The 22163-nt window shown below is 74.5% G+C and carries 16 protein-coding genes; 10 read left to right on the top strand and 6 right to left on the bottom strand.

The features are described 5' to 3' along the window. Window positions 1-164 precede the first annotated feature (164 nt). From ACFYYR_RS14255 to ACFYYR_RS14265, 3 genes are read left to right on the top strand one after another with little or no spacing between them, the layout of a single operon-like run. Window positions 165-1685, top strand: a complete 1521-nt coding sequence (locus tag ACFYYR_RS14255; protein WP_388851646.1) for a TIGR02677 family protein — start codon at window positions 165-167, stop codon at window positions 1683-1685. Beyond that, window positions 1682-2944, top strand: a complete 1263-nt coding sequence (locus ACFYYR_RS14260; protein ID WP_388851649.1) for a TIGR02678 family protein — start codon at window positions 1682-1684, stop codon at window positions 2942-2944. The genes ACFYYR_RS14255 and ACFYYR_RS14260 overlap by 4 nt, the downstream gene beginning before the upstream one ends. Continuing rightward, window positions 2941-7143, top strand: a complete 4203-nt coding sequence (locus ACFYYR_RS14265) for a TIGR02680 family protein (protein WP_388851652.1) — start codon at window positions 2941-2943, stop codon at window positions 7141-7143. Before ACFYYR_RS14260 ends, ACFYYR_RS14265 begins: the two co-directional genes overlap by 4 nt. A 216-nt stretch (window positions 7144-7359) precedes the next feature. Here ACFYYR_RS14265 and ACFYYR_RS14270 read toward each other — a convergent pair whose 3' ends face one another. After that, window positions 7360-8952 carry an ABC transporter substrate-binding protein gene (locus ACFYYR_RS14270; protein ID WP_388851655.1) on the bottom strand — a complete coding sequence of 531 codons (1593 nt, stop codon included), beginning with the start codon at window positions 8950-8952 and terminating at the stop codon, window positions 7360-7362. A gap of 568 nt (window positions 8953-9520) precedes the next feature. On the opposite strand from ACFYYR_RS14270, the gene ACFYYR_RS14275 reads away from it, so the two are divergent. After that, window positions 9521-10717: a 4-hydroxybenzoate 3-monooxygenase gene (locus tag ACFYYR_RS14275; RefSeq protein ID WP_388851658.1), complete on the top strand. Its 1197-nt coding sequence runs from the start codon at window positions 9521-9523 to the stop codon at window positions 10715-10717. 81 nt (window positions 10718-10798) lie between these two features. Here ACFYYR_RS14275 and ACFYYR_RS14280 read toward each other — a convergent pair whose 3' ends face one another. The 4 genes from ACFYYR_RS14280 to ACFYYR_RS14295 form a co-directional block, all read right to left on the bottom strand. Continuing rightward, window positions 10799-11563 carry an ABC transporter permease gene (locus ACFYYR_RS14280; protein WP_388851661.1) on the bottom strand — a complete coding sequence of 255 codons (765 nt, stop codon included), beginning with the start codon at window positions 11561-11563 and terminating at the stop codon, window positions 10799-10801. After that, the gene (locus ACFYYR_RS14285; protein WP_388851664.1) at window positions 11560-12516 is read right to left on the bottom strand and encodes an ABC transporter ATP-binding protein; all 957 of its coding nucleotides are present in this window, start codon (window positions 12514-12516) and stop codon (window positions 11560-11562) included. Before ACFYYR_RS14285 ends, ACFYYR_RS14280 begins: the two co-directional genes overlap by 4 nt. A gap of 362 nt (window positions 12517-12878) precedes the next feature. Further along, window positions 12879-13118 carry a DUF6296 family protein gene (locus ACFYYR_RS14290; protein ID WP_388851667.1) on the bottom strand — a complete coding sequence of 80 codons (240 nt, stop codon included), beginning with the start codon at window positions 13116-13118 and terminating at the stop codon, window positions 12879-12881. A 191-nt stretch (window positions 13119-13309) separates the two neighbouring features. Further along, window positions 13310-14170, bottom strand: a complete 861-nt coding sequence (locus ACFYYR_RS14295; protein WP_388851670.1) for a UbiA family prenyltransferase — start codon at window positions 14168-14170, stop codon at window positions 13310-13312. A gap of 162 nt (window positions 14171-14332) precedes the next feature. On the opposite strand from ACFYYR_RS14295, the gene ACFYYR_RS14300 reads away from it, so the two are divergent. From ACFYYR_RS14300 to ACFYYR_RS14320, 5 genes are all read left to right on the top strand, one after another. After that, window positions 14333-15388, top strand: coding sequence for a type III polyketide synthase (locus ACFYYR_RS14300; RefSeq protein ID WP_388851673.1), 1056 nt, complete (start codon window positions 14333-14335; stop codon window positions 15386-15388). 12 nt (window positions 15389-15400) lie between these two features. Continuing rightward, window positions 15401-15973: an isoprenylcysteine carboxyl methyltransferase family protein gene (locus tag ACFYYR_RS14305; RefSeq protein ID WP_388851676.1), complete on the top strand. Its 573-nt coding sequence runs from the start codon at window positions 15401-15403 to the stop codon at window positions 15971-15973. Beyond that, the gene (locus ACFYYR_RS14310; RefSeq protein ID WP_388851679.1) at window positions 15970-16989 is read left to right on the top strand and encodes an NAD(P)/FAD-dependent oxidoreductase; all 1020 of its coding nucleotides are present in this window, start codon (window positions 15970-15972) and stop codon (window positions 16987-16989) included. Before ACFYYR_RS14305 ends, ACFYYR_RS14310 begins: the two co-directional genes overlap by 4 nt. 233 nt (window positions 16990-17222) lie before the next feature. Next, window positions 17223-18581 (top strand): MFS transporter, encoded by a 1359-nt coding sequence (locus ACFYYR_RS14315; RefSeq protein WP_388851682.1) that lies wholly within the window; start codon window positions 17223-17225, stop codon window positions 18579-18581. Then, window positions 18578-19831: an anhydro-N-acetylmuramic acid kinase gene (locus ACFYYR_RS14320; RefSeq protein ID WP_388851685.1), complete on the top strand. Its 1254-nt coding sequence runs from the start codon at window positions 18578-18580 to the stop codon at window positions 19829-19831. Before ACFYYR_RS14315 ends, ACFYYR_RS14320 begins: the two co-directional genes overlap by 4 nt. Before the next feature lie 115 nt (window positions 19832-19946). On the opposite strand, the gene ACFYYR_RS14325 is transcribed toward ACFYYR_RS14320, so the two are convergent. Beyond that, the gene (locus ACFYYR_RS14325; protein WP_388852512.1) at window positions 19947-20882 is read right to left on the bottom strand and encodes a trypsin-like serine peptidase; all 936 of its coding nucleotides are present in this window, start codon (window positions 20880-20882) and stop codon (window positions 19947-19949) included. Window positions 20883-21352: 470 nt separating this feature from the next. On the opposite strand from ACFYYR_RS14325, the gene ACFYYR_RS14330 reads away from it, so the two are divergent. Beyond that, complete coding sequence (locus ACFYYR_RS14330; RefSeq protein WP_388851689.1) at window positions 21353-22144, top strand: alpha/beta hydrolase; 792 nt, start codon at window positions 21353-21355, stop codon at window positions 22142-22144. The last annotated feature ends 19 nt before the right edge of the window (window positions 22145-22163 follow it).

A 22163-nucleotide genomic window follows, 5' to 3' on the forward strand; every position in this document is an offset into this window, starting at 1 on the left:
ATCAGCGCGCAATCGGCGCATGCGAGCCACGTCACGTCCGTCGCGCCGCCGGATCGGGTGATCGCGGCGTGGCTGTCGGTGGCTCCTCGTACGGTGGTCCCCGGGTGAGGGCGCGGGGGCCGGCGCCCGGACGAAAGGGACAGAGGATGGAGCCGTTACGCAGGGTGCCGACGGACATGTTCCGGTTCGCGCCCGGCAGTCGGGCCGGACTGGAGGCAGTGGTTCTCCAGGTGCTGGCCACCGCCGCCGAGTGCCGGGGGACCGCGCTCGGGACGGACGCCATCCGGCAGACCGCGGGCGGCGGGGACGGCCCCGGCGCGGTGCCGGAGCCGGACCTCCTGGCAGCCCTCGACCGGCTCCGCGCGTGCGGGCTGCTGGAGCCCTGCGGGGAGGGGGAGGAGTACGAGCGTGACGCTGTCCGGTACGCCCCGACCCGGCAGGGGGAGGCGGCGATCGCCGGAGTCCGGCACGCCCTGGGCATGCCGGCCGTCACCGGCGCCCCGCGCCTCACGGTGCTCGACGCCGTCGCCGCCCGGCTGGACGAACTGGGCCGGCTCCTGGACGGGCCCGCCACAGCCGACGGCAGGATCCTCGCCGCCCTCACGGAGCTGGAGGAACACCTGGCGGCCCTGGACGACAACACCCGGGCGTTCCACGGCGAACCGCGGAGCCCGGTCCGGGCCGGCGGGGCGGGGCCGGCCGGCGTCCACACCTCACGGACTGCGACGCCGGCGCAGCTCCAGGAGTTCCTGACCGGTCTGGAGCAACGGGGGCCCGCGCTGGCGTCGGCCGTCGCCCGCATCGAGGAACGCGGCGTCGCCCTGCTCCACCGACGCGCCCTGCGCGGCGCGCAGCCGCCGCCGGGCGGTGAGGAGGGCGCAGCCGTCTGGCTGGAGCGGCGCCGCGAGCAATGGGAGCTGCTGCGGGCCTGGTTCCGGCCCGCCGACGGCACACCGGCCCGTATCGAGCGGCTGCGTGACACCGCCCGTCAGGCGGTCCTTACCCTGCTGCATATGCTCGACCGCATCACGGATCCACGCCGCCCCTCCGCCACCACCGTCCAGGACTTCCGGGAACTGGCCCGGTGGTTCGCCGCCGCGCCCGGCGAGGAGGAACTGCACCGGCTCTGGGCGACGGCCTTCGGCCTCACCTCCGCCCGCCACGCCCACCTCTGCCACCCCGACCCCGAGCTCATCTCCCCGGCCGAGAGCTGGGCCTCCGCCCAGCCCGTCGAAGTGTCGTCGCTGCTGCGCAGCAGCGGCCGGAGCGAGCGGTTCACCCGGACCGCCCGGGTGCGCGACGTGGCCGGCATCAAGGCGGCCCGCGCCGAACGCGCCCGGCACGAGCGGGCCGAACTCGAAGCGGCCTGGGACCTGCTGCGCACCGACGGGCCGGTCCGCCTCTCCGACTTCGGCGGGCTGGAGCACGGGGTGTTCGACCGGCTGCTCGACCTGCTCGGCCGCGCGCTCTCGACTCCTCCCGACAGCACCGGAGCCCGCCGCGGCAGCACCGGCGACGGACGTGTCGAGGTGGTGCTGCGGGAGGCGGCCGACGGCCGGACCGCGGTGCTGCGCACCCCCCTCGGCAGCCTGGAGGGCCCCGACTACCTCGTCGAGGTACGCCCGTCGGGCGGCGCGCCGGTACCGTCGCCGCGCACCGCCGGTGCCCCGGAGGCAGCGGAATGAGCAACCTCAGCAACCAACTCGTCGTCGCCGAGCGGGAGGACGTCGCCCGGGGCATCAAGGCCCTGCTGCGCACTCCCCTCGTCACCGGCCGGACCGACCCGGACGCCTTCGACGTGATCCGGCGCCGCCGGGAACCCCTCACCAAGTGGTTCGACTACCACTGCGGCTGGGCCCTCTCGGTGGAACCCCGGCGCGGCTACGCGCGCCTGCTGAAGGTGCGGCCCGACGCCGACGCGACCCGCCCCGCCCGGCGGCAGCGGGCGGGCCGGGCACCGTTCGACCGCCGTCGCTACGTCCTGCTGTGCCTGCTCGCCGCCGAGCTGCTGCCCGTACCGGTGATCACCATCGGCCTGCTCACCGAGCGGGTGGCGGCGGCGAGCTCCGCCGACCCCGCCCTCCCCGGCTTCGACCCCGCGCACCGGGCCGAGCGCCTGGCCTGTGCGGACGCCCTGGGCCTGCTGGAGTCCACCGGGGCGCTGGAAGCCGTGGACGGGGCCACCGAGAGCTTCGTGGACGACCCCGCGGCGCAGGTGCTCTACCGGGTGGACGCGACCCTGCTCGACCGGCTCCTCGCCGCCCCCGACAGCCCCTCCCGGGCCGCCGTCCCCGCCGACGAGGTGCCCCGCCGGTTCGACGAGCTGCTGGACGGGCTGGCAGGGGAGGGCCGCGGCTCCGCGGCGGAGCCCGGCAGCGGCCCCGCCGTCGGCGACGGGCCCCGGCGCACCGTGCGGCTGCGGCACGCCGTTCTCCGCCGGCTCTTCGACGACCCGGTGCTCTACCGCGACGAACTGACCGCGGACGAGAGCGACTTCCTCGCCTCACCGGCCGGCCGGCTCACCGTGCACCGGGCCGTGGAACAGGCCGGGTTCGTCCTGGAGGAGCGGGCCGAGGGCCTGCTGCTGATCGACCCGGACGCCATCGCCACCGACAGCACCTTCCCGGACGACTCCGGCACCGCCAACGTCGCCGCGCTGCTCCTGCTCGACCCCGTCGTGGCCTCCCCGCACGGCCGCAGCCGCGAGGAGCTCTACGGCGACACCGAGGAACTGCTGCGCCGCTTCCCGCGCTGGGCGAAGACCTTTTCGACGCCCGGTGGCGTCAACCGGCTCGTGGACGACGCCGTCCGCGTCCTGACCGACTTTGCGCTGGTCCGCCGCACGGAGGACCATCGGGTGACGGCACGTCCCGCCGCCGCCCGGTACCGCGGCACGGACCCCGCCTCCCCCGCAACCCACACCCCGGAAGGGGACCTTCGGTGAGCATCACGGAACTCCCCCGACCGGCGGCCGAGCCCGCGGACGGAACAGCCCCCGGGACCCCGGCCGGGTCCCGGTGGCAGCCGTCGCGGGCCGGCATCGTCAACGTCTGGCGCTACTACGACGAGACGTTCACCTTCCACGACGGGCGGCTGCTGCTGCGCGGGCCGAACGGCTCCGGCAAGTCCAAGGCCCTCGAGGTGCTGCTGCCCCACCTGTTCGACGCGAGCCTGCGCCCGCACCGGCTGTCCACCTTCGGCGGCTCCGAACGCACCATGCACTGGAACCTCATGGGTTCCGGAACCACCGGCAAGACCCGAGTCGGCTACGTGTGGCTGGAGTTCACCCGGGGGCGGGGCGAGGAGCGGTCCTGGTTCTGCTGCGGAGCACGGCTGCAGGCCAGCGCACACACCAGCGCCGTGCACGCCGACTACTTCACGACCACCCAGCGGATCGCCGTCGACGGCGGCCTGCCCCTGGTCAACGCGGCCGGGCAGCCGCTCACCCGGGCCGCACTGGCCGAAGCCCTCGCCGGACACGGCGAGGTCCACGAGAGCCCGGAGGGCTACCGCGACGCCGTCCGCGGCACCCTCTTCCCGCGTCTGAGCGAGCAGCGGTACGAAGCGCTCATCACCGCCCTGCTGCAACTGCGCACCCCCAAGCTCTCCGAACGCCTCGACCCCTCCCTGCTGTCGTCCCTGCTGTCCAAGGCCCTGCCGCCGCTCGGCACCGCCGAGGTCGCCGAACTGGCCGACGGGTTCGAGCAGCTCGACCAGGAGCGCGAGCAACTGCGCCGGCTCGACGAGGAAGTGGCCGCGGCCGACACCCTCGCCGCTCGGCAGCGCGACTACGCCCGGCGGGTGCTCCGTGGCGCGGCGTCCGGCCTGATCTCCGCCGACACCGAGCTGGAGAACCTCGCGCTGGTGGCCCGGCAGAGCGAGGAGAGCCACGACCGGGCGCGCGCCGAGCGGGACGCTGCGGAGCAGCGCAGAAAGGAGCTGACGGAGGCCGTCGAGCAGCTCGAAGCGGGCATCGACGGGCTGACGGACAGCGCGGAGTACCGCCGGGGCGGCGAGGCCGACCAGCTCCGCCGGCAGGCCGAGGAGGCCCGTGCCGACGCCGCGTGGCAGCGGCGGGAGGCCGACGCCGGCCTCGGGGAGAGCGGGAGCGACGAGCGGCTCGCCGAGGAGACGCAGCGGAGCGCCGCGGCCCGGGCCGCGGAGGTCGCGGCCGCGCTGGACGCCGTGCGGGAGGCCGCGCGGAGCGCCGGTCTGGAGCCGCTGTGCCCCGCCCTCGAAGCGGCCCTGGAGGCGCCCGGCTCGCCGGCCGCGCCGGGATCCGGGGCACCGGACGACGCGCCCGCGGAACCCGGCGGAAGCGCCGGGTCCGGTCCCGAGGGGACCGTGGCGGTGCCCGCGTCCACTCCGGAAGGGGCCGCCGAGCCGGCCGAGGAGCGCGCCCGGACGGCCCGCCGGCTGCTGCGGGACGCGGCGCGGGAGCGGTCCGCGCGGATCGCCGCCGTACGGCGCGCCGCCGACCGGCTCGACCGCGCCGTCACCGAACGCGCCACGGCCGAGGAGGAGTTGGAGGGTGCCCGGGAGCGGCTGGCCGAGGCGCACGGGGAGCGCGAGGAGTGCGACCGGGTCTACGACCGGGCGCTGGGCGAACAGGCCCAGCAGGTGCGGGAGTGGGCCGAGGGCTGCGCCGAGCTGCGCTTCGCCGACCTCGACGACCTGGTGGCCCACGCCGCGACCGAGAGCGCGGTGTCGGCCGGGACGGAGGAGGCCACCCGCACCGTGGAAGCGGAGCTGACCGCGAGCGAGACGGTGGCCCGGGCCGCCCTCCGGGACGCCCGGCAGGAGCGGGGGAGGCTGACCGCCGGTGTCGAACTCCTGGGCCGCCAGACGGATCTGCCGCCCACCGCGCCGGCCACCCGGACCGCCGTCCGGTCCACCATGGACGGCGCGCCCCTGTGGCGGCTGGTCGCCTTCCACGACGAGGTGCCCGACGGGGTCCGGGCGGGCGTCGAGGCGGCGCTCCAGGCCTGCGGCCTCCTGGACGCCTGGGTGGGCACCCACGGGGAGGTCACGGCGCCCGGCCACGACGTCCTGGCCCACCCGGAGTCCGTCACACCGGTCGACGGGCCGTCGCTGCTCGATGTGCTCCGGCCCGAGCCCGGCACCGCCGTCCCCACGGAGCGGGTCCGGCAGCTGCTCGCCGCCATCGCCCACGGCCCGGAGCTCCCCGCCGGACACCCGGTGGCCGTCGGCGCGGACGGCAGCTGGCGGCTGGCCGGGATGACCGGTACCTGGAGCAAGGAGGAGGCCGCCCACATCGGCGCCTCCGCCCGCGAGCGGACCCGCAGGCGGCGGATAGCGGAACTCCTCGAACGGCTCGACACGGTGACCGCGCTCATCGGTGAACTCGACGAGGAACTGCAGCAGCTTCAGCAGCGCCGGGAACGTCTCGCGGCGGACCGCAGGGCGCGCCCGAACCCCCGTCGGCTCCGGGCCGCGAAGCGCCGCTGGGACCGTGCGGAATCCCTCCTCTCCTCCCGCGACGACGCGGTCCGCGCCGCCGTCACCCGGCTGGAGGCCCGCGAGCAGGAGGTGGCCGGCGCCCTGCGCGCGCTCGGCTCGGCCGCCGAACCCCACGGCCTGCCCGCCGAGCAGGGCGCGCTGGACACCCTGGAGTCCGCCGTCGCGGCGCTGCAGGAGTCCGGCGACCGCTGGCTGGACGCCCAGATCCGGCTCCGGGACGGACTCCGGGCCGCCACGGACGCCCGCGACCGGGCCGGCCGGTCCCGGGTCCGCGCCGAGGAACACCTCGCCCGCGCCGAGGCCGCCGAGTCCCGGGCCCGCTCCCTGGCCGCCACGCTGGAGGCCGCGGAGAGCGCCGCCGGTGAGAGCCACGGCCGGGTCGCCGCGCGGATCGGCGAGTCGCGCGAAGCCCTGGCACTGGCCCGGCGCGAGACGGAGGAGCTCTCCGCCCACCTGGTGAACCTGGCGGAGCGGATCGGTGCCCTGGGGGTCACCACGGCCGAGGACATCGGCCGCCGCGACGCCGCCGTCGCCGTACGCGACGGTGCGGCCGACCACTTCCGGCAGCTGTGTCTGCTCGGCTTCGCGGAGGACGCCGACATCCCGCTGGCCTGCGCGGCCGACGACGGGATCCCCGCCCTCCTCGCGGCCGCCCAGGCCACCGCGGAGACCTGGCCGTCCCTGGCCCACGGGCCGGAGGAGACCACCGGGGAGCTGGGCCGGCTGACCGAGGCGCTGCACACCTGCCGGCCCTCCCTCGGGGCCCGTGCGGAACTCGGTCTGGAGACCCACGGCGCCACCGCGGTGCTCACCGCCGCGCTGGACGGGACGCCGATCGGCGCGGCCCGGCTCCACGCCGCGCTCATCGCCGAGCGGGAACAGCGCCGGGAGCACATCGGCACGGCCGAGCGGACGCTGTTCGAGACCGCCCTCGAGGGCGACGTCCGGCGCCATCTGGCAGCCCGGATACGGCAGGCCAACGAGCTGGTCGACACGATGAACGCCCATCTGGGCCGGGTGCGCACCGCCTCGGACGTGGCCGTCCGGCTGGTGTGGCAGGTCCACCCCGACCTGCCGCCGGACATCCGGACCGCCCGCGACCTGCTGCTGGCGGACCCGGCCACGATCGGCGAGACCGGCCGCGCCACCCTGCACGCGTTCCTGCGCAGCCGCATCGAGGAGGCCAAGGCCCGCAACACCGCCGCCACCTGGGAGGAGCAGCTCTCCGAAGTCCTGAACTACCCCGCCTGGCACCAGTTCGTCGTGGAGCTCGACCGCTCGAACGGCTCCGGCCGGCAATTGCTGACCAAGAAGCTGCACGGCGCGCTGTCCGGCGGGGAGAAGGCGATCGCGCTGCATCTGCCGCTGTTCGCCGCGGTGGCCGCGCACTACCAGGCCGTACCGGAGGCGCCCCGGCTGATCCTGCTGGACGAGGTCTTCGCGGGCGTCGACACCGCCAACCGCGGCCAGGTGTTCGGCCTCCTCGGGGCCCTCGACCTCGACCTGGTGCTCACCTCGGACCACGAGTGGTGCACCTACCGCGAGCTGGACGGCATCGCCGTCCACCAGCTGATCACCGGGGACGGCGACGACGCGGTGACCAGCGCCCGGTTCGTCTGGAGCGGCGGCGACCTCCGGCCCGAGGACCCGGCCGACGGGTGAGGCCCCCGCCGTGCGGCCCCGCCCCGGCGGCGAGCCGCACGGCACCGGCGTCCCACCCAGGTGAACGGCGTGGGTACCTGACCGGCCGCCGGCCTGTCCCCGCACGCGCCGGTGAGCCACCGGCTCTCCGGGCACCTGGCCTCCGGCGCACCGCGCGCCCCGGAACAGCAAAGGGCGCTCCCCCGAGGGGGAGCGCCCAGGGAGTGTCCTGCCGGATCACTCCTCGCTCTTGCTGATCTCCCAGAAGCGCGGCACGGTCGAGGCGTCGAGGCTCCACTCGATGCCGTAGATCCCCTTCTGGGCCACCGCGTACTGCTTGCCCTGCCACAGCGGCAGCACCGGCAGATCGTCCGCGACGATGGACTGTATCTCCGCGAACTTGTCCGCCGTGACCGGCCGGTTGGCCTCCAGCACGGTGTCCGGGATCAGGTCGTCGGTGATCCGCTTGGACTCGTAGTTGTTGGCGAGAACGCTCTTCTTGCTGAAGAACGGCGTGATGAAGATGTCCGGGTCCGGGTAGTCGGGCAGCCAGCCCCGCACGTAGACGCCGTACTTCCCGGCGCGCACGCCCTTGTCGTACTCGTCGAGCGGGACGCTCTTCACCTTGGCGTCGAAGAGGCCGCTCGCGTTGAGCTGCTGCGCGATCTCCTTGAAGGCCGGCACCGTGGCGGGCCCGAAGCGGACCGGCGTCGCCCACAGGGTCAGCTTGACCTTGCTGTTGATCCCCGCCTCGCGGAGCGCGGCGGCCGCCTTGTCGCGCTGCGGCCGGTCGCCGTACTTGTCGAAGTACGGCGTCTTGTGACCGGTGATGCCGGCCGGGATCACCGAGTACAGCGGCTCGGCGGTGCGCTGGTACACGTCACGGACCAGCGCGGTGCGGTCGACCAGGTGCGCGATGGCCTTGCGGACGCCCAGCTTCCCGGCGACCGGGTCCTTCATGTTGAAGACCATGTGCATCACTTCGGCGCTGGCGCCGTCGACGACCCTGACGTTCCCCCGGTTCTGGGTGGTCTTGGTCTCGAGCTCGTAGATGTCCTTCGCCGCGAGTCCGCGGTAGGCGAGGTCCACGGTGCCGCGCTGCACGGCGTGCTTGAGCGCCGCCTGGTCGCCGTGGAAGGACTTCAGCGTCATGCCGGAGTTCTTGGGCTCGGCCGAGCCCTTGTACTGCGGGTTGACCGAGAACTCGGCCTTCTTCCGGTTGAACGAGTCCAGCTTGTACACACCGGAACCGAAGATCTTGTTGTCCGTGCGCAGCCGGTCCGCGGGGTACTCCCGGTGGTCCACGATGGCCCCGGCGTTCGACGCGATCTTCATCGGGAACGTCGCGTCGGAGCTCCGGAGGCGGAAGACCACGGTCCTGTCGTCCGGGGTCTCGACGTTCTTGATCGACGACAGCAGGTACGCGGGGCCCTTGTCGTCGTTGATCCGCAGGGTGCGCTCGAAGGAGTACGCCACGTCCTCGGCGGTCATGCTGTTGCCGTTGCTGAACTTCAGGCCGTCCTTCAGCACGCAGCGGTACACCCGGCTGGCGCTGTCCGTGAAGCCGCAGCTCTTGGCGGCCTCGGGCTCGGGCGTGGTGCTGCCCCGCGGGAAGCTGATGAGCGACTGGAAGACGTTGTTGAACACCAACCAGGAGCCCACGTTGTAGCCGGAGGCCGGGTCGAGGGACTGCACCTCGTCGGTCGTCCCCATGATCACCGGTTCACCCGTGCCCGCCGCGTCCCCCTCGTCCGAACCGCAGCCCGAGAGCAGACCGGCGACGACACCCACTCCGAGCGAGCCGGCCAGCCACTGGTGACGTTTTCTCAACCGCACGTTCCTCACACTTTTCTCTGTCGGCCCACCAGGCGCCGCGGGGAGCCGGCCGCACCTGCCCCGGCCGGGCTCCCACAGCTGTCGCACCGGGGAGGAGTTGATCGCTCGCTCTTCGCCGCTGACGGCCGCCGCACGTGACGGCCACTGCGTACCCTTCCGCGGCGGGGACCCGGGGGCGCGCCGTCGCCGGCCGAACCCACGGTTGCCGGGGCCGCCGGCAGCGCCGTGGCCGGCAGCCCCCGGTGGGTCGGGGAGACCAGCACACTACGGATCCTGCCGCTCCGGAAGAGGGGCGGGACAGGTGTCCTTGGTGAAGAACGGATCGATGAAGTTATCGGTGTGTCCGGGGTAACCAGCCATACCGTAGTCCGCATCCTGACACCTCGGGTAAGCGGGGCGGAACAGTTCACGGCCACCGACCTCACGGTTATGACCCGGGTGCGCACAATGTCCGCAAACTGCAGTTGCGGTGGAGTGGCGACGGGGTTCTCCGTCACGGGAAGATCATCGCCGCGGCGCCGTCCGGGCGGCCGCGTCCCTGGAGGAAGGCAGAACTGTCCCCATGCCCTCAACGAGGACCCAGGTCGCCGTCGTCGGCGCCGGACCGGCGGGCCTGACCTTGGCAAACGTCCTGCGACGGAACGGAGTCGACTGTGTCCTGATCGAGGCAGCGAGCCGTTCCTTCATCGAGCGGCGCCCCCGTGCGGGCTTTCTCGAGGAATGGGCGGTGCGTGCCCTGGAGCGGCACGGTCTGGCCGGCCGGCTGCTGCGGACTGCGGAGCGCCACGGAGCGTGTGAATTCCGTTACGACGGGGCCCGGCATGCCTTCGCCTATGCGGAACTCACCGGTCGGCATCATTTCGTGTATCCGCAGCAGGAGTTGGTCACCGATCTCGTGGGGCATTTCGCCGACGACGGCGGTGATGTCCGCTTCGAAGTGCGGGACGTCGAATTGCACGACCTGCTCTCCGGGCAGCCCTCGGTCACCTGCACCGGCCCCGACGGCGAACGGCACCGGATCTCCTGCGACTACATCGCCGGGTGCGACGGGGCCCGCGGGGTGTCCCGGAGCCATCTGCCCGCCGACAGCACCGTCTTCGCCCAGCACGACTACGGCGTCGGCTGGCTCGCCGTGCTCGCCGAGGCGCCGCCGTCCGCGGACGGTGTGGTGTTCGGCATCCACCCCCGCGGCTTCGCCGCCCACATGGCCCGCAGCCCGCAGGTCACCCGCTTCTACCTGGAGTGCCCGCCGGGGGACGACGAGGCCGCCTGGCCGGACGAGCGGGTCTGGGAGGAGCTGCGGGCCCGGCTCGCCGTCCCCGGCGGGGAGCTCGCCGAGGGCCGCCTGATCGAGAAGCGGGTCCTCGACATGCACAACTACGTGGTGGCCCCGATGTCCCACGGCCGGCTGCACCTCGCCGGGGACGCCGCGCACCTCGTCGCCCCCATCGGCGCCAAGGGCATGAACCTCGCGCTGCACGACGCGCTGCTGCTCGCCGAGGCCTTCACCGCCCACTACGGGACGGGTGACGACACCGGGCTGGCCGGATATTCGGCCGCCGGTCTGCGGCGGGTCTGGCAGTACCAGGAGTTCTCGCAGTGGTTCTCCGAGCTGCTGCACGGGCCGACCGCCGGGTCCCGCGACGCCGACCCGTTCCGGGCGGGCGTCGCCGGGGCGCGGCTGCGGCGCCTGCTGGACTCCCCGGCAGCGGCCGCCGCGTTCGCCGAGCTCTACATCGGGCGGTACCCGGAGTACTGAGCCGGCGCCGCCGGTCCCGTCCGACCCCCGTCCGGGCGGTGACCGGCGGCGCGCGTCCGGGCCGGCCCGGACGCGGCCTCCTCAGACGCGGGGCTCCCAGCGGAACCAGCGCCGGAGGGCCAGCAGTCCGGCCCCGGTCCAGGCCAGGGCGGTCAGCGCCTGCCGCGCGGTTCCCGTCCCGGTGGCCTCGCCGGACCAGCCCGCACGGATCAGATCGGCCACCGGAGTCAGCGGCAGGAAGCGGCAGATCTCCTCCAGCGCGCCGGGCAGTGCATCCAGCGGCAGGAACAGCCCGGAGCCCGCCAGCAGCACGATCATGCCCGGCAGGACGACGACCTGCGCGCTCTCGGCCGTCCGCGCCAGCGTGGAGGTGAGGGCGGCCAGCGCCGCCATCATCACCACACCCAGCAGCACGCCCAGAACGGCGAGATGGGGCGCCTCGGGAACCGGCACATCGGCGACGACCGAGATGCCGACGGCCAGGGCCACGCACTGCGCGAGCGCCATCAGGACCATGGGCAGGGCGGAGCCGGCGAGGATCACCAGGTCCGACACCTCGCCGGTCCGCATCCGCTTGAGGAACAGCTCCTCCCGGCGGGCCGCGTAGACGCCCGGCAGCGCGCTGTACAGCGCCATGACCAGGACGATCCCGAACGACATCGCCATCAGCGACGGCCCCATGGCGTCCCCCGCGGCCGACTGCCCGAACGACTTGAGCGCGGGCTGGAACGCCAGCGTGAGCATGCCCGGCATGAACACCACGGTGAACAGATTCGTCCGGTTGCGGAACAGCAGCGTCAGTTCCGCGCGCCCCAGGGCGGCGAGATGTGCGGTGCTGGAGCTCATGACGCGGTGGCCTCCGTGCCGTCGGTGCCCTGGGCGATGTGCAGGAACGCCTCTTCGAGCGAGGCGGACCGGGCGTTCAGCCCGGCCAGGTCGATGCCCTTGTCCCGGGCCCAGATCAGGGTCTCGGTCGTGGTGTGCTGCAGATCCCGGGTGGACAGCCGGACGGCCCGGTCCGCCGCGCCGCTCACCGTGGCACCGAGGGCGGACGGTTCCGGCAGGTCCCCGACGCCGACGCCCGGCGGCAGCCGGAAGGAGAGCGTCGAGGGATGTTCGGCGACGATCTCGGACACCGTGCCGGAGGCGGCGATGGTGCCCGCGTGCATGATGGCCAGCCGGTCGGCGAGCCGCTCCGCCTCCTCCAGGTAGTGCGTGGTGAGGACGACCGTCGTGCCCCGGTCGCGCAGGCTCTGCAGGATGTCCCAGGTCTCGCGGCGGCCCTCGGGGTCCATGCCCGTCGTCGGCTCGTCGAGGAACAGCACCTCGGGGTCGCCGAGGGTCGCGAGCGCCAGATCCAGGCGCCGCTTCTCGCCACCGGAGAGGTTCTTGACGCGCACCCCCGCACGGTGGGTCAGCCCGACCGTCTCCAGGGCTTCGCCGGCCGGCCGGGGCCGGGAGGTGCACCCGGCCCACATCCGGACGGTCTCGGCGACGGTCAGATCGGCGGCGAAGCCGCCGTGCTGGAGCATCACACCGGTACGGGGCCGGGTCAGCGCACGGTCCCGGTGGGGGTCGTGCCCCAGCAGCCGCACGCTGCCCCCGGTGGGGGCGGCCAGGCCTTCGAGCAGTTCGACGGTGGAGGTCTTGCCCGCGCCGTTGGTGCCGAGCAGGGCGAAGAGTTCACCCTCGGCGACGGAGAAGGAAATGCCCCGGACGGCCTCGAAGCCCTTGCCGCCCGCGGGCCCGTACCGCCTCCGCAGACCGCTGACCTCGATGGCGTGAACATGGGATGTCATACCGGAATCCTGGCCGGACACCGGTACGGATCATGATGAGCTGTGTCATCGATCCCGATGACATTTGTCATGACCTCCCGGACCGGCCGGCCGCCGGAACGGGGTGTCCGGCGGATCCACTGCGGCCCGGATCACGCAGTGACGGGCGGTGGTGACAGGCCGGACCCACGGTGATCCGAGGGGTCACCGTGGCTGCTGCGGCGACGCGTCACCGGGATGCGGCGGTCCAGGACCGGCCCGCCTCGGACCGGCCCGCCTCGGACCGGCCCGCCTCGGACCGGCCCGCCTCGGACCGGCCCGCCTCGGACCGGCCCGCCTCGGACCGGCCCACTTCGGACCGGCCCGCCTCTGCCCGGACGGCCTCAGACCAGACGGCGGACCTGGACCACCGGGGACGGCGCCTGGTGCCCGCCGCTGGCGATCATCCGTACCTCGTCGCGGTCGCTGATCTCCGCCTGCACGATGCCGGTGTCGTCCGTGTAGACCGGGTGTCCGCCCGGGCCCTTCCGCTCGGTGCGGTGGACCACCACCACATCCTCCGCGACCGGGGTTGCGGAGCCCGGATGGACGAACACCAGCTCGTACTCATCGCGCTGCCCCATGACACCCTCCACTGTTGCGACCTCCCATGCACTGCATGGCTGTGTACCCAAAACAGTACATTTCATATCCTTTTTCATGTTGGCCGGGTGCGAGGCCGGCGCCGAGCGCAGGGTGCCGGCGGGCTCCCTCACCGGGCCCGCCGCCCTCCGCGTCCGCGCCCGGCGCAGGGCGCTCAGGCAACACAGGGTGCTCACCCGCCCACGCCGCGGAACAGCAGCACCACATCCGCGGCGGCGACCGCGATCGTCGCCAGGAACGGCGCCCGCGGCCGCACCCGCCCCAGCAGCGCCCCGCCCCCGGCCGTCAGCGTCGCCAGGGCGACCGTGAGGGCCCCGTACCGGCCGGGCCCGCCGGGCATCGCCTGCACCAGCAGTGCCGAGGCGGCCACCACCGGTACCGGGCCCAGCAGCCGGATCCCGGCCGGACCGAGGCGCTGCGGCCAGCCCCGTACCCCCGCCCTCAGGTCGTCCTCGATGTCCGGCAGCACATTCGCCAGGTGGGCGCCGACGCCGAGCAGTGCCGCCGCCACCACCAGCTGCCAGCGCGGCCCCGGGTGTCCCGGCAGCCCCAGGGTGACGAAGGCCGGCAGGCAGCCGAAGCCGACGGCGTACGGCAGCCACGACCAGGCGCCGGCCTTCAGCCGCAGGTTGTAGGTCCAGGCCGCGCCGACCCCGGTGAGATGCGCGGCCGTGGCCCAGAGCCCCGACGCCAGGGACAGCGGTACGCACAGCACGAACGCCACGACGGCCGCCGACCGCACCGTCGCCGCGGACACCGCGCCGGAGACCACCGGCTTGCGCCACCGTCCCGCGGCGGCGTCCCGGTGCGCGTCCACCGCGTCGTTGCACCAGCCGACCGACAACTGGCCCGCCAGCACCGCTCCCGCCACCAGCGCGCACCCGGCGCCGCTCCGGCCCGCACGCACCGACAGGGCCGTGGTCAGCAGCGTCACCGCCGCGGTGGGCAGCGGGTGACAGGCCCGCAGCAGTCCGCCCACCGCGCCGCTGGGGGCCGGGACGGCCGCTACGCCTGACGGGTCGTCGGAAGCCACCCCCGGATCGTACGGCCGTCCGCCGTTCCTTCCGCCGCCGGTCGTGGTGGTTCCTCCCGTCATACCGTGGATTGCCCCGGATGGGTGTGCGCAAGCATGGCCCGGGCTCTCCGGGGGCACCTCGATGAGGTCCCGACGACCGCCGCCCGACCGGGGAGCCGGATGAGCCGTATCGCCGCCGTACACGGAGTTCTGGCACCGCACCGTCATGAGCAGCGCGACATCACCGATCTGATGGCCCGCATCTGTCTGCCCGACGGCAACCGGGGAGTCCTCGACCGACTGCACACCAACGCGGGCGTCCGGACCCGGCACACCGTCCTGCCCCTCGACCGGTACGCCGCACTCGACGGCTTCGGCATGGTCAACGACGCGTTCATCGCCGCCGCGACGGAGCTCGGCGCCGAAGCGGTCGATGCCGCACTGCACGCCGCCCGCATCTCGCCCCGCGAGGTGGACCTGCTGCTCTTCACCTCGGTGACCGGCATCGCCGCGCCCTCCGTGGACGCCCGGCTGGTGGGGCGGCTGGGGCTGCGCCCCGATGTGAAGCGGCTGCCGCTCTTCGGCCTCGGCTGTGTCGCCGGCGCCGCCGGGATCGGCCGGCTGCACGACTACCTCCGTGGCTGGCCCGGCCACGTGGCCGTCCTGCTGTCCGTGGAACTGTGCTCACTGACCTTCCAGCGGCAGGACGCCACGCCGGCCGGACTGGTGGCCGCCGGGCTGTTCGGCGACGGCGCCGCGGCCCTCGTCGCCTGCGGAACCGACCGCCGCCCCAAGGGCCCGTGCCCCACCGTGGTGGCCACCCGCGGCCATCTGTACCCGGACACCGAGTCGGTGATGGGGTGGGACGTCACGGACACCGGATTCCGGGTGGTCCTCGACTCGACCGTCCCCGATGTCGTCCGCAAGCACCTCGCCGCCGACGTGGACGCCTTCCTCGGGGACCACGGCCTCACCCGGCGGGACGTCACCGCATGGGTGTGCCACCCGGGCGGCCCCCGGGTGCTGGAGGCCATGGCCGAGACCCTCGAACTGCCCGACGGCGCCCTCGACGTCACCTGGCGCTCCCTCGCCGCGGTGGGCAACCTCTCCTCCTCCTCGGTGCTGCACGTGCTGCGGGACACCCTGGCCGAGCGGCCGCCCCCGCCCGGCACCCCGGGGCTGCTGCTCGCACTGGGCCCCGGCTTCTGCTCCGAACTCGTCCTGCTGCGCTGGTGAAAGGGGCCGGACGTGATCTGGTACGCGGCACTGGTCCTCGCCGTGGCGGCCGAGCGGCTGGCCGAACTCGCCGTCGCCCGCCGCAACGCCCGCTGGAGCCGGGCGCGCGGCGGGGTGGAGTCGGGCCGGGGCCACTACCCGGTGATGACGCTGCTGCACACCGCCCTGCTGGCGGGCTGCCTCGCCGAAGTGCTGCTGGCGGAACGTCCGTACGTCCCCGCGCTGGGCGGGCCGATGCTCGCCGCGGTCGCCGGGGCGCAGGCGCTGCGGTGGTGGTGCATCGGCACGCTGGGGCCGCGCTGGAACACCCGGGTGATCGTGGTCCCGGGCCTGCCGCGGGTGACCGGGGGGCCGTACCGGTGGCTGCGGCACCCCAACTACGTGGCCGTGGCGGTCGAAGGGGCCGCCCTGCCGCTGGTGCACGGGGCCTGGATCACCGCGGCGGCCTTCACCGCCGGCAACGCCGTCCTGCTCGCCACCCGGATCGCCTGCGAGGACGCCGCCCTCGCGGCGGCCGCGCCCGCTCCGGGGGCGGCACCGGAGAAGGCCGTGGCGGCGGACGCCGGCGGGGGAGCGGCCGGGTGATCGATCTGCTGGTGGCGGGCGGCGGACCGGTCGGGCTCGCCGCCGCCGTGCACGCCGCGCTGGCCGGTCTGGAGACCGTGGTGATCGAGCCGCGCCCGGGCCCCGTCGACAAGGCGTGCGGCGAGGGGATCATGCCCGGCGGGGTGACATCGCTCCGGCACCTCGGGGTGGATCCGCCCGGCCGGGACCTGCGCGGCATCCGCTATGTCGACGGCCGCCGGTCGGCCGAGACCGCCTTCCGCGGGGCGGCCGGCCGGGGCGTACGGCGCACCGTCCTGCACGCCGCCCTGGCCGGGCGGGCGGCCGGGCTGGGCGTCCGGACCGTGGCGGAGGCCGTGCGCGAGGTCCGGCAGGGACCCGGCTGGGTGGAAGCGGCCGGCCGCCGGGCCCGCTGGATGATCGCGGCCGACGGCCTGCACTCCCCGGTCCGGCGGGCGCTCGGCCTCGGCCTCCCGGCGCGGGGCGGCACCCGCCGCTACGGCCTGCGCCGGCACTACGCGGTGGCCCCCTGGACGGACTTCGTGGAGGTTCACTGGTCGGGACTGGGGGAGGCGTACGTGACCCCGGTCGCCGACGACCTGGTCGGCGTCGCCGTTCTGAGCCCGGTCCGCTGCGACTACGCCACGCATCTCGCACGCTTCCCCCGGCTCGCCGCCGCGCTCCGCGGCGCACGTCCGGCGACGGGGGTGCGCGGCGCCGGGCCCATGCGCCAGCGGGTCCGGGGGCGCGTCGCGGGCCGGGTGCTGCTCGCCGGCGACGCGGCGGGGTACGTCGACGCGCTCACGGGGGAGGGCATCGCGCTCGGTCTGGCCTCGGCGGACGCGGCGGTGCGCTGCGTGACCGCGGGGCGCCCGCAGGACTACGAGGCGGCCTGGCGCCGGCTGTCGCTGCGGCACCGGATCATGACGGGGGCGCTGGTGCGCGCGGGCGGCCGGGCGGGCACCGCACGGCTGATCGTCCCGGCGGCGGCCGGGCTGCCGGCGCTGTTCGGAGCCGCCGTGCACGCCCTGCAGTGACGGGCCGGAGTGACGTCCGGCGGGGTGCGCGTCGCGAGCAGGTCCCGGCCCCCTCGGCTCAGTCGACCGGGTCCCGGACGACGATGTCGGCCCACAGTCGTCCACGCAGACCCTCTCCTCGCACCAGCGAACCGGCCCAACCGGCCTGCGGGTGAAAGTCATTGACAGGCCGGAGGGTGCATGGTGTAACTAACTTTCACCCCACGGCATCCGCGACGGCGAAGGGGTCCCCCATGACCACCTCCGTGCACGGGCCCGCCCAGGAGTCCGTCGGACGGCCCCGCTCCCGCCGTGCGCTGCTCGCGGGCGCGGCCGGAAACCTCATCGAGTGGTACGAGTTCGGCGTCTACGGCTACTTCGCGACCGTCATCGCCGCCACCTTCTTCACCCCGGACGGCGGCAGCAGCCTCGAAGGGCTCGTCGCCACCTATGCGTCCTTCGCACTGGCCTTCTTCTTCCGGCCCCTGGGGGCCGTGTTCTTCGGCCGGCTGGGCGACCGGATCGGCCGCCGCCCGGCGCTGGTGCTCGCCCTGCTGTTGATGACCGGCGCCACCACCCTGATCGGCCTCCTCCCGGACCGCGCCGCCATCGGCGCCGCCGCCCCCTGGCTGCTCACCCTGCTGCGGGTTCTGCAAGGGCTGTCCGCGGGAGGGGAGTTCGGCGGTGCGGTGTCGGTCCTGACGGAGTTCGCCCCGCCGGGGCGGCGCGGTCTGTACGGGGCCTGGCAGTCCTTCACCGTCGCGCTGGGGTTGCTGGCCGGGGCGGGGTCCGCGGCGCTGACGGCGACCGTGCTCTCTCCGGCCGCCCTCCACGCGTGGGGCTGGCGGGTGCCGTTCCTGCTGGCCCTGCCCCTCGGACTGGCCGCTCTCCGGCTGCGGCTGCGGCTGGAGGAGACCCCCGCCTTCCAGCGGGCCCGCGCGGCCTTCGTCACCGGGCCCGGCGGCACCGGCCCGGCGCCGGCCGCGGTCGCGCCGGACCCCCGTCGGCTCGCCGGGGCCGTCCTGCTCGGGGCCGGACGCACCATGGGCTGGGCCGCGGCCGGGTACACCTTCCTCGTCGTCATGCCCGGCTATCTGCAGAGCACCCTGCACACCACCTTCCACCAGGCTCTGGTCGCCACCGTCCTGGCCAACCTCGGCTTCGCGGCGGCCATCCTCCCGGCGGGGGCGCTCAGCGACCGGATCGGCCGCCGCGCGGTGATGACGGCCGGCGCCGCCCTGGCGGCCGTCCTCGCCTTCCCGCTGCTGAACCTGCTCCAGGACGCCGGGAGTTCCTCCCTGGCCAGGGGCGCCGCGGTGATCCTGGCCGGGGCCGTCGTCGGCCTCATGGCCGGCCCGGGACCGGCGATGCTCGCCGAGATGTTCCCGGTGACGGTCCGCTGCACCGGCCTCGGCCTGGCGTACTCGCTCGCCAACGCCGTGTTCTCCGGGTGCGCCGGGCTCCTCGTCACCGAACTGATCAAGCGGACCGGGAACATCGACATCCCTGCCTACTACGTGGTCGTCACCTGCGCCGTCAGCGTGGCGGCACTGCTCACCCTCCGCGGGGACGACCACCGCCGGCCCCTGCGCGACGAGCGGACCGCCGGATGACCGGGGGGTTCCGCCGCCGTGGAAGAAGACCGGACGCGACCCGGGTGATCGGGCTGATGTCGGGCACCTCCTGCGACGCGATCGACGCCGCGGCCGCCGAGCTGCGCTTCGACGGCGACACGCTCGTGCTGACCCCGCTGGGCATGGTCAGCGACCGCTACCCCGACGAACTGCGGGAGGCCCTGGCCGCGGCCCTGCCCCCGGCGGCGACCACACTCGCCGAGGTGTGCCGGCTCGACACCCTCATCGGCCGGGCGTTCGCCGGCGTCGCGGTCCGGGCCGACGCGGACCTGTGCGGCGGACGGGCCGAACTGGTCGTCTCCCACGGCCAGACCGTCTACCACTGGGCCGAGAACGGCCGGGTGCACGGCACCCTCCAGCTCGGCCGGTCCGCCTGGATCGCCGAGGCCACCGGCTGCCCGGTGGTCTCCGATCTGCGCGCCCGGGACGTGGCCGCCGGAGGCCAGGGCGCGCCGCTGGTGAGCATCGTCGACACCCTGTGGCTCCGCGGGCGCCCCGGCGTCCCGGCCGCCCTGAACCTGGGCGGCATCGCCAACCTCACCGTGGTCCCGCCGGACCGGGATCCCGTCGCCTTCGACACCGGCCCCGGCAACGCCCTCCTCGACGCGGCGGTGCGCCATTTCAGCAACGGCCGGAAGGAGTTCGACGAGGACGGCGCGACGGCCGCCCGGGGCCGGGTCGACCCGGCGCTGCTGCACCGGCTGCTCGACGAGCCGTACTACGCCCGCCCCGCGCCCAAGACCACCGGCCGGGAACTCTTCCATCTGCCGTATCTGCGGGCGGCGCTGGCCGGCTGCGGACCGCTCGCCGCCGAGGACGTCCTGGCCACCCTCACCCGGCTGACCGCCCGGACCGTCGCCGACGCCGTCCGGGCCGTGGGCGCGACCGAGGTGGTCGCCTCGGGCGGCGGCACCCGCAATCCGGTGCTGCTGGACACGATCCGTGCCGAACTCGGCGGAGTGCCGCTGTGCACCTCCGACGACCTGGGCCTGCCGTCCGCCGCCAAGGAGGCCTACGCCTTCGCGGTGCTCGGCCTGCTGACGGTCCACGGCCTGGCGGGCACCGTGCCGTCCTGCACCGGTGCCCGCCGCGCCGCCGTCCTGGGCTCGATCACCCCCGGCCGCCGCCCGCTCACCCTGCCGGAGCCCCGGGCGGGGGCGCCGGTCCGGCTGCGGATCACCGGGGCTCCGGGCGGCGGCGGACAGGGCGGTGGCGGGTCTGCCGGCTGAGAGCCGGCCGGGGCCGGGCCGGGAGTCCGCCGACGGGCGGCCGGCTGACGGGCGGTCGGCTGACGGGCGGCCGGTGCGTCACCGCCGCCCGTCGCCGTGAGCCCGGACCGGCGGCTCAGGTGGTCTGCGCCTGCTCGTAGAGGGTCTTGGCCTCGTCACCGAAGTACGGGCCGAACATCCGGTTCGGCAGGAAGGTGTAGCCGAAGCTGTTCACCGAGGCCTGCAGTCCGGTGCCCGCGGATTCGTTGAACGAGGTGAACCACGGACCGCCGCTCGAACCGCCGGTCATGTTGCAGCCCATGCCGTGGTCCTTGGAGAAGAGGAAGTCCTTGGAGGTGTTGCCGGCGCAGTAGGTGAGCTTGCTGCCGTCGTACGGCGCGGCCGCCGGGAAGCCGAAGGAGTACATGGCCTTGTTGTAGCCGCCGTTGAACTGGAGACCCTGCGCGCCGACGACATCGGTGAGCTTCCTGCCGTCCAGCGGACCGACCACCGCCGCGCCGACGTCGTAGTTGATGTCCTCACTGGCCACCCACTGCGGGGTGGACATGATCTTGGTCGCGGTCCAGGTGCCGTGCGGTGTCTGGCCGTCGTGGTAGCCGGGCACGAACACCCAGTTCGTGTGCCAGCTGCCCTGGTACTTGACACAGTGTCCGGCGGTGATGATCGTGCTGGCGTTCTTGCTGGTGACGGCGTTGCCGGAGCAGGAGGCGGTGCGCCCCTGGAAGGTGAAGAACACCCGCCCCGACGTCTTGACCACGGTGCCACTGCCCGTCCACGCCCCTCCGGCCTGCGGGAAGCCCTGGGCGCCGTGCGGGCGGAGGGTGGGGGCGACGGTCGTCGTCCGGCCGTGGCTCCCGGGTGCCCTGACGTCGCCGGGACGGACGCTGAGCAGGTCGAGCGGCCGGGCGTTCCGCATCCGCTCGGGGGTCCAGAAGGCGCGGACCTTCTCCTGCGCGGCCTTGGAGGCCGCGGCGGTGCGGGCGGTGGAGTCGACGGCCGTGGTGGCGGTGGCGGACTGCAGTCCTGTGGTGCACAGGGCGCCGACGGCCATCAGGATGCCGGCGGAGATACGGAGGGGACGTCTCACGCGTACTCCTTCTGCCAATCCCGCGCCGGGATGCCGCGCGCGGGCACTGTGGGGGCCGGGCCGCAAGGGTGTGCGGGCCGGGCAGATGAGGGGTGCGGATGCGCCGTGCTGATCGGCGGGACCGGTGCGCGGTACCGGGATGGGGTGGGGACGCATGGTCGGGATGCGTGGCGCTGATCTCGCGTGCCGGTGCGTGGTGCGTGGTGCGTGGGGGCAGAGTGCCACGGGACCGCAGAGTTGTCAGTGGCTTGTCAAGCAGCTGGCCGGATGTCGCCCCCGGATCCGGTGCGATCCCCCGATTCGCTTAAGTTGGTGGCCGGTTCGTAGGGGTCTCGGGAACGCGACGGCGGCCCGGGGCCCGCCCGGACACGGCGCAGATGACCGACGACCGGGGCGGCGGGGCCGTTCCCGGAGAACCCACACGACGGGATGCCATGACCGACGCGATGTTCCGCAGCTTCTCCGTCGCTGGTGACGGCGAGCACCTCGACGGCGTGGAGACCCGGCCCTCCGGCCCCGAGTCGCCGTCCACCGTGGTGCTCCTGCACGGCGCGGGGACGAGTGACAAGGAGCGCCTCACCGCTCTGCTGGCCGACTTCTCGGCCCGCGGGCACCGTGCACTCGCCTTCGACTTCTCGGGACACGGGGGCAGTTCGGGCACCCTGCCGGAGCTGAGTCTGCGACGCCGCTTCACCCAGGCGGAGACGGTGATCGGCCGACGGGTGCCCGCCGGTCACGACCTGGTGCTGATCGGGTTCAGCATGAGCGGTCAGACCGTCGCCGACCTGGCGCGGCACTACGGCCGCCGGGTCACCGCCATCGGCCTCTGCGCCCCCGCCGTGTACGCGCGGCGGGCCTGGCCCGTGCGGTTCGACGCGGGCTTCACCGACATCATCCGGACACCGGACAGCTGGCGTGACTCCACCGCCCTCGACACCCTCCGCACGTTCCCGGCCCGAGCGGTGCTGGCCGTGCCGGCCGTCGACGCGGTGATCCCGCCGGCCGTGACCGGTGCCGTCGCCGAGGCGCTGGCCACCCGGTCGCGGTTCACCCACCTGACGTTCCCCGACGCCGACCACCGGCTGGCGCGGTGGTTCCGGGACCACGCCGAGCACCGCCGTCGTTTCGTCGACGCGGTCCTGGCGCCGCGGGAGGGCCCGGTGGACGGTGACGCGGACGGGGTCCGGGCGGCGCCGCTCGGCCGACGGCCCGCGTCACCGGGCTGACGGGCCGTCCCGCACCGCG

This window comes from Streptomyces sp. NPDC001922 (assembly GCF_042891165.1).
Classification (GTDB): Bacteria; Actinomycetota; Actinomycetes; order Streptomycetales; family Streptomycetaceae; genus Streptomyces.

Bases quoted from the DNA above. Each gene is read 5' to 3' on its own strand.
- ACFYYR_RS14300 (WP_388851673.1), top strand. From the start codon at position 14,333: ATGAGCCGTATCGCCGCCGTACACGGAGTTCTGGCACCGCACCGTCAT.
- ACFYYR_RS14280 (WP_388851661.1), bottom strand. From the start codon at position 11,563: ATGAGCTCCAGCACCGCACATCTCGCCGCCCTGGGGCGCGCGGAACTG.
- ACFYYR_RS14260 (WP_388851649.1), top strand. From the start codon at position 1,682: ATGAGCAACCTCAGCAACCAACTCGTCGTCGCCGAGCGGGAGGACGTC.
- ACFYYR_RS14290 (WP_388851667.1), bottom strand. From the start codon at position 13,118: ATGGGGCAGCGCGATGAGTACGAGCTGGTGTTCGTCCATCCGGGCTCC.
- ACFYYR_RS14275 (WP_388851658.1), top strand. From the start codon at position 9,521: ATGCCCTCAACGAGGACCCAGGTCGCCGTCGTCGGCGCCGGACCGGCG.
- ACFYYR_RS14285 (WP_388851664.1), bottom strand. From the start codon at position 12,516: ATGACATCCCATGTTCACGCCATCGAGGTCAGCGGTCTGCGGAGGCGG.
- ACFYYR_RS14325 (WP_388852512.1), bottom strand. From the start codon at position 20,882: ATGGCCGTCGGCGCCCTGTGCACCACAGGACTGCAGTCCGCCACCGCC.
- ACFYYR_RS14315 (WP_388851682.1), top strand. From the start codon at position 17,223: ATGACCACCTCCGTGCACGGGCCCGCCCAGGAGTCCGTCGGACGGCCC.
- ACFYYR_RS14320 (WP_388851685.1), top strand. From the start codon at position 18,578: ATGACCGGGGGGTTCCGCCGCCGTGGAAGAAGACCGGACGCGACCCGG.
- ACFYYR_RS14330 (WP_388851689.1), top strand. From the start codon at position 21,353: ATGACCGACGCGATGTTCCGCAGCTTCTCCGTCGCTGGTGACGGCGAG.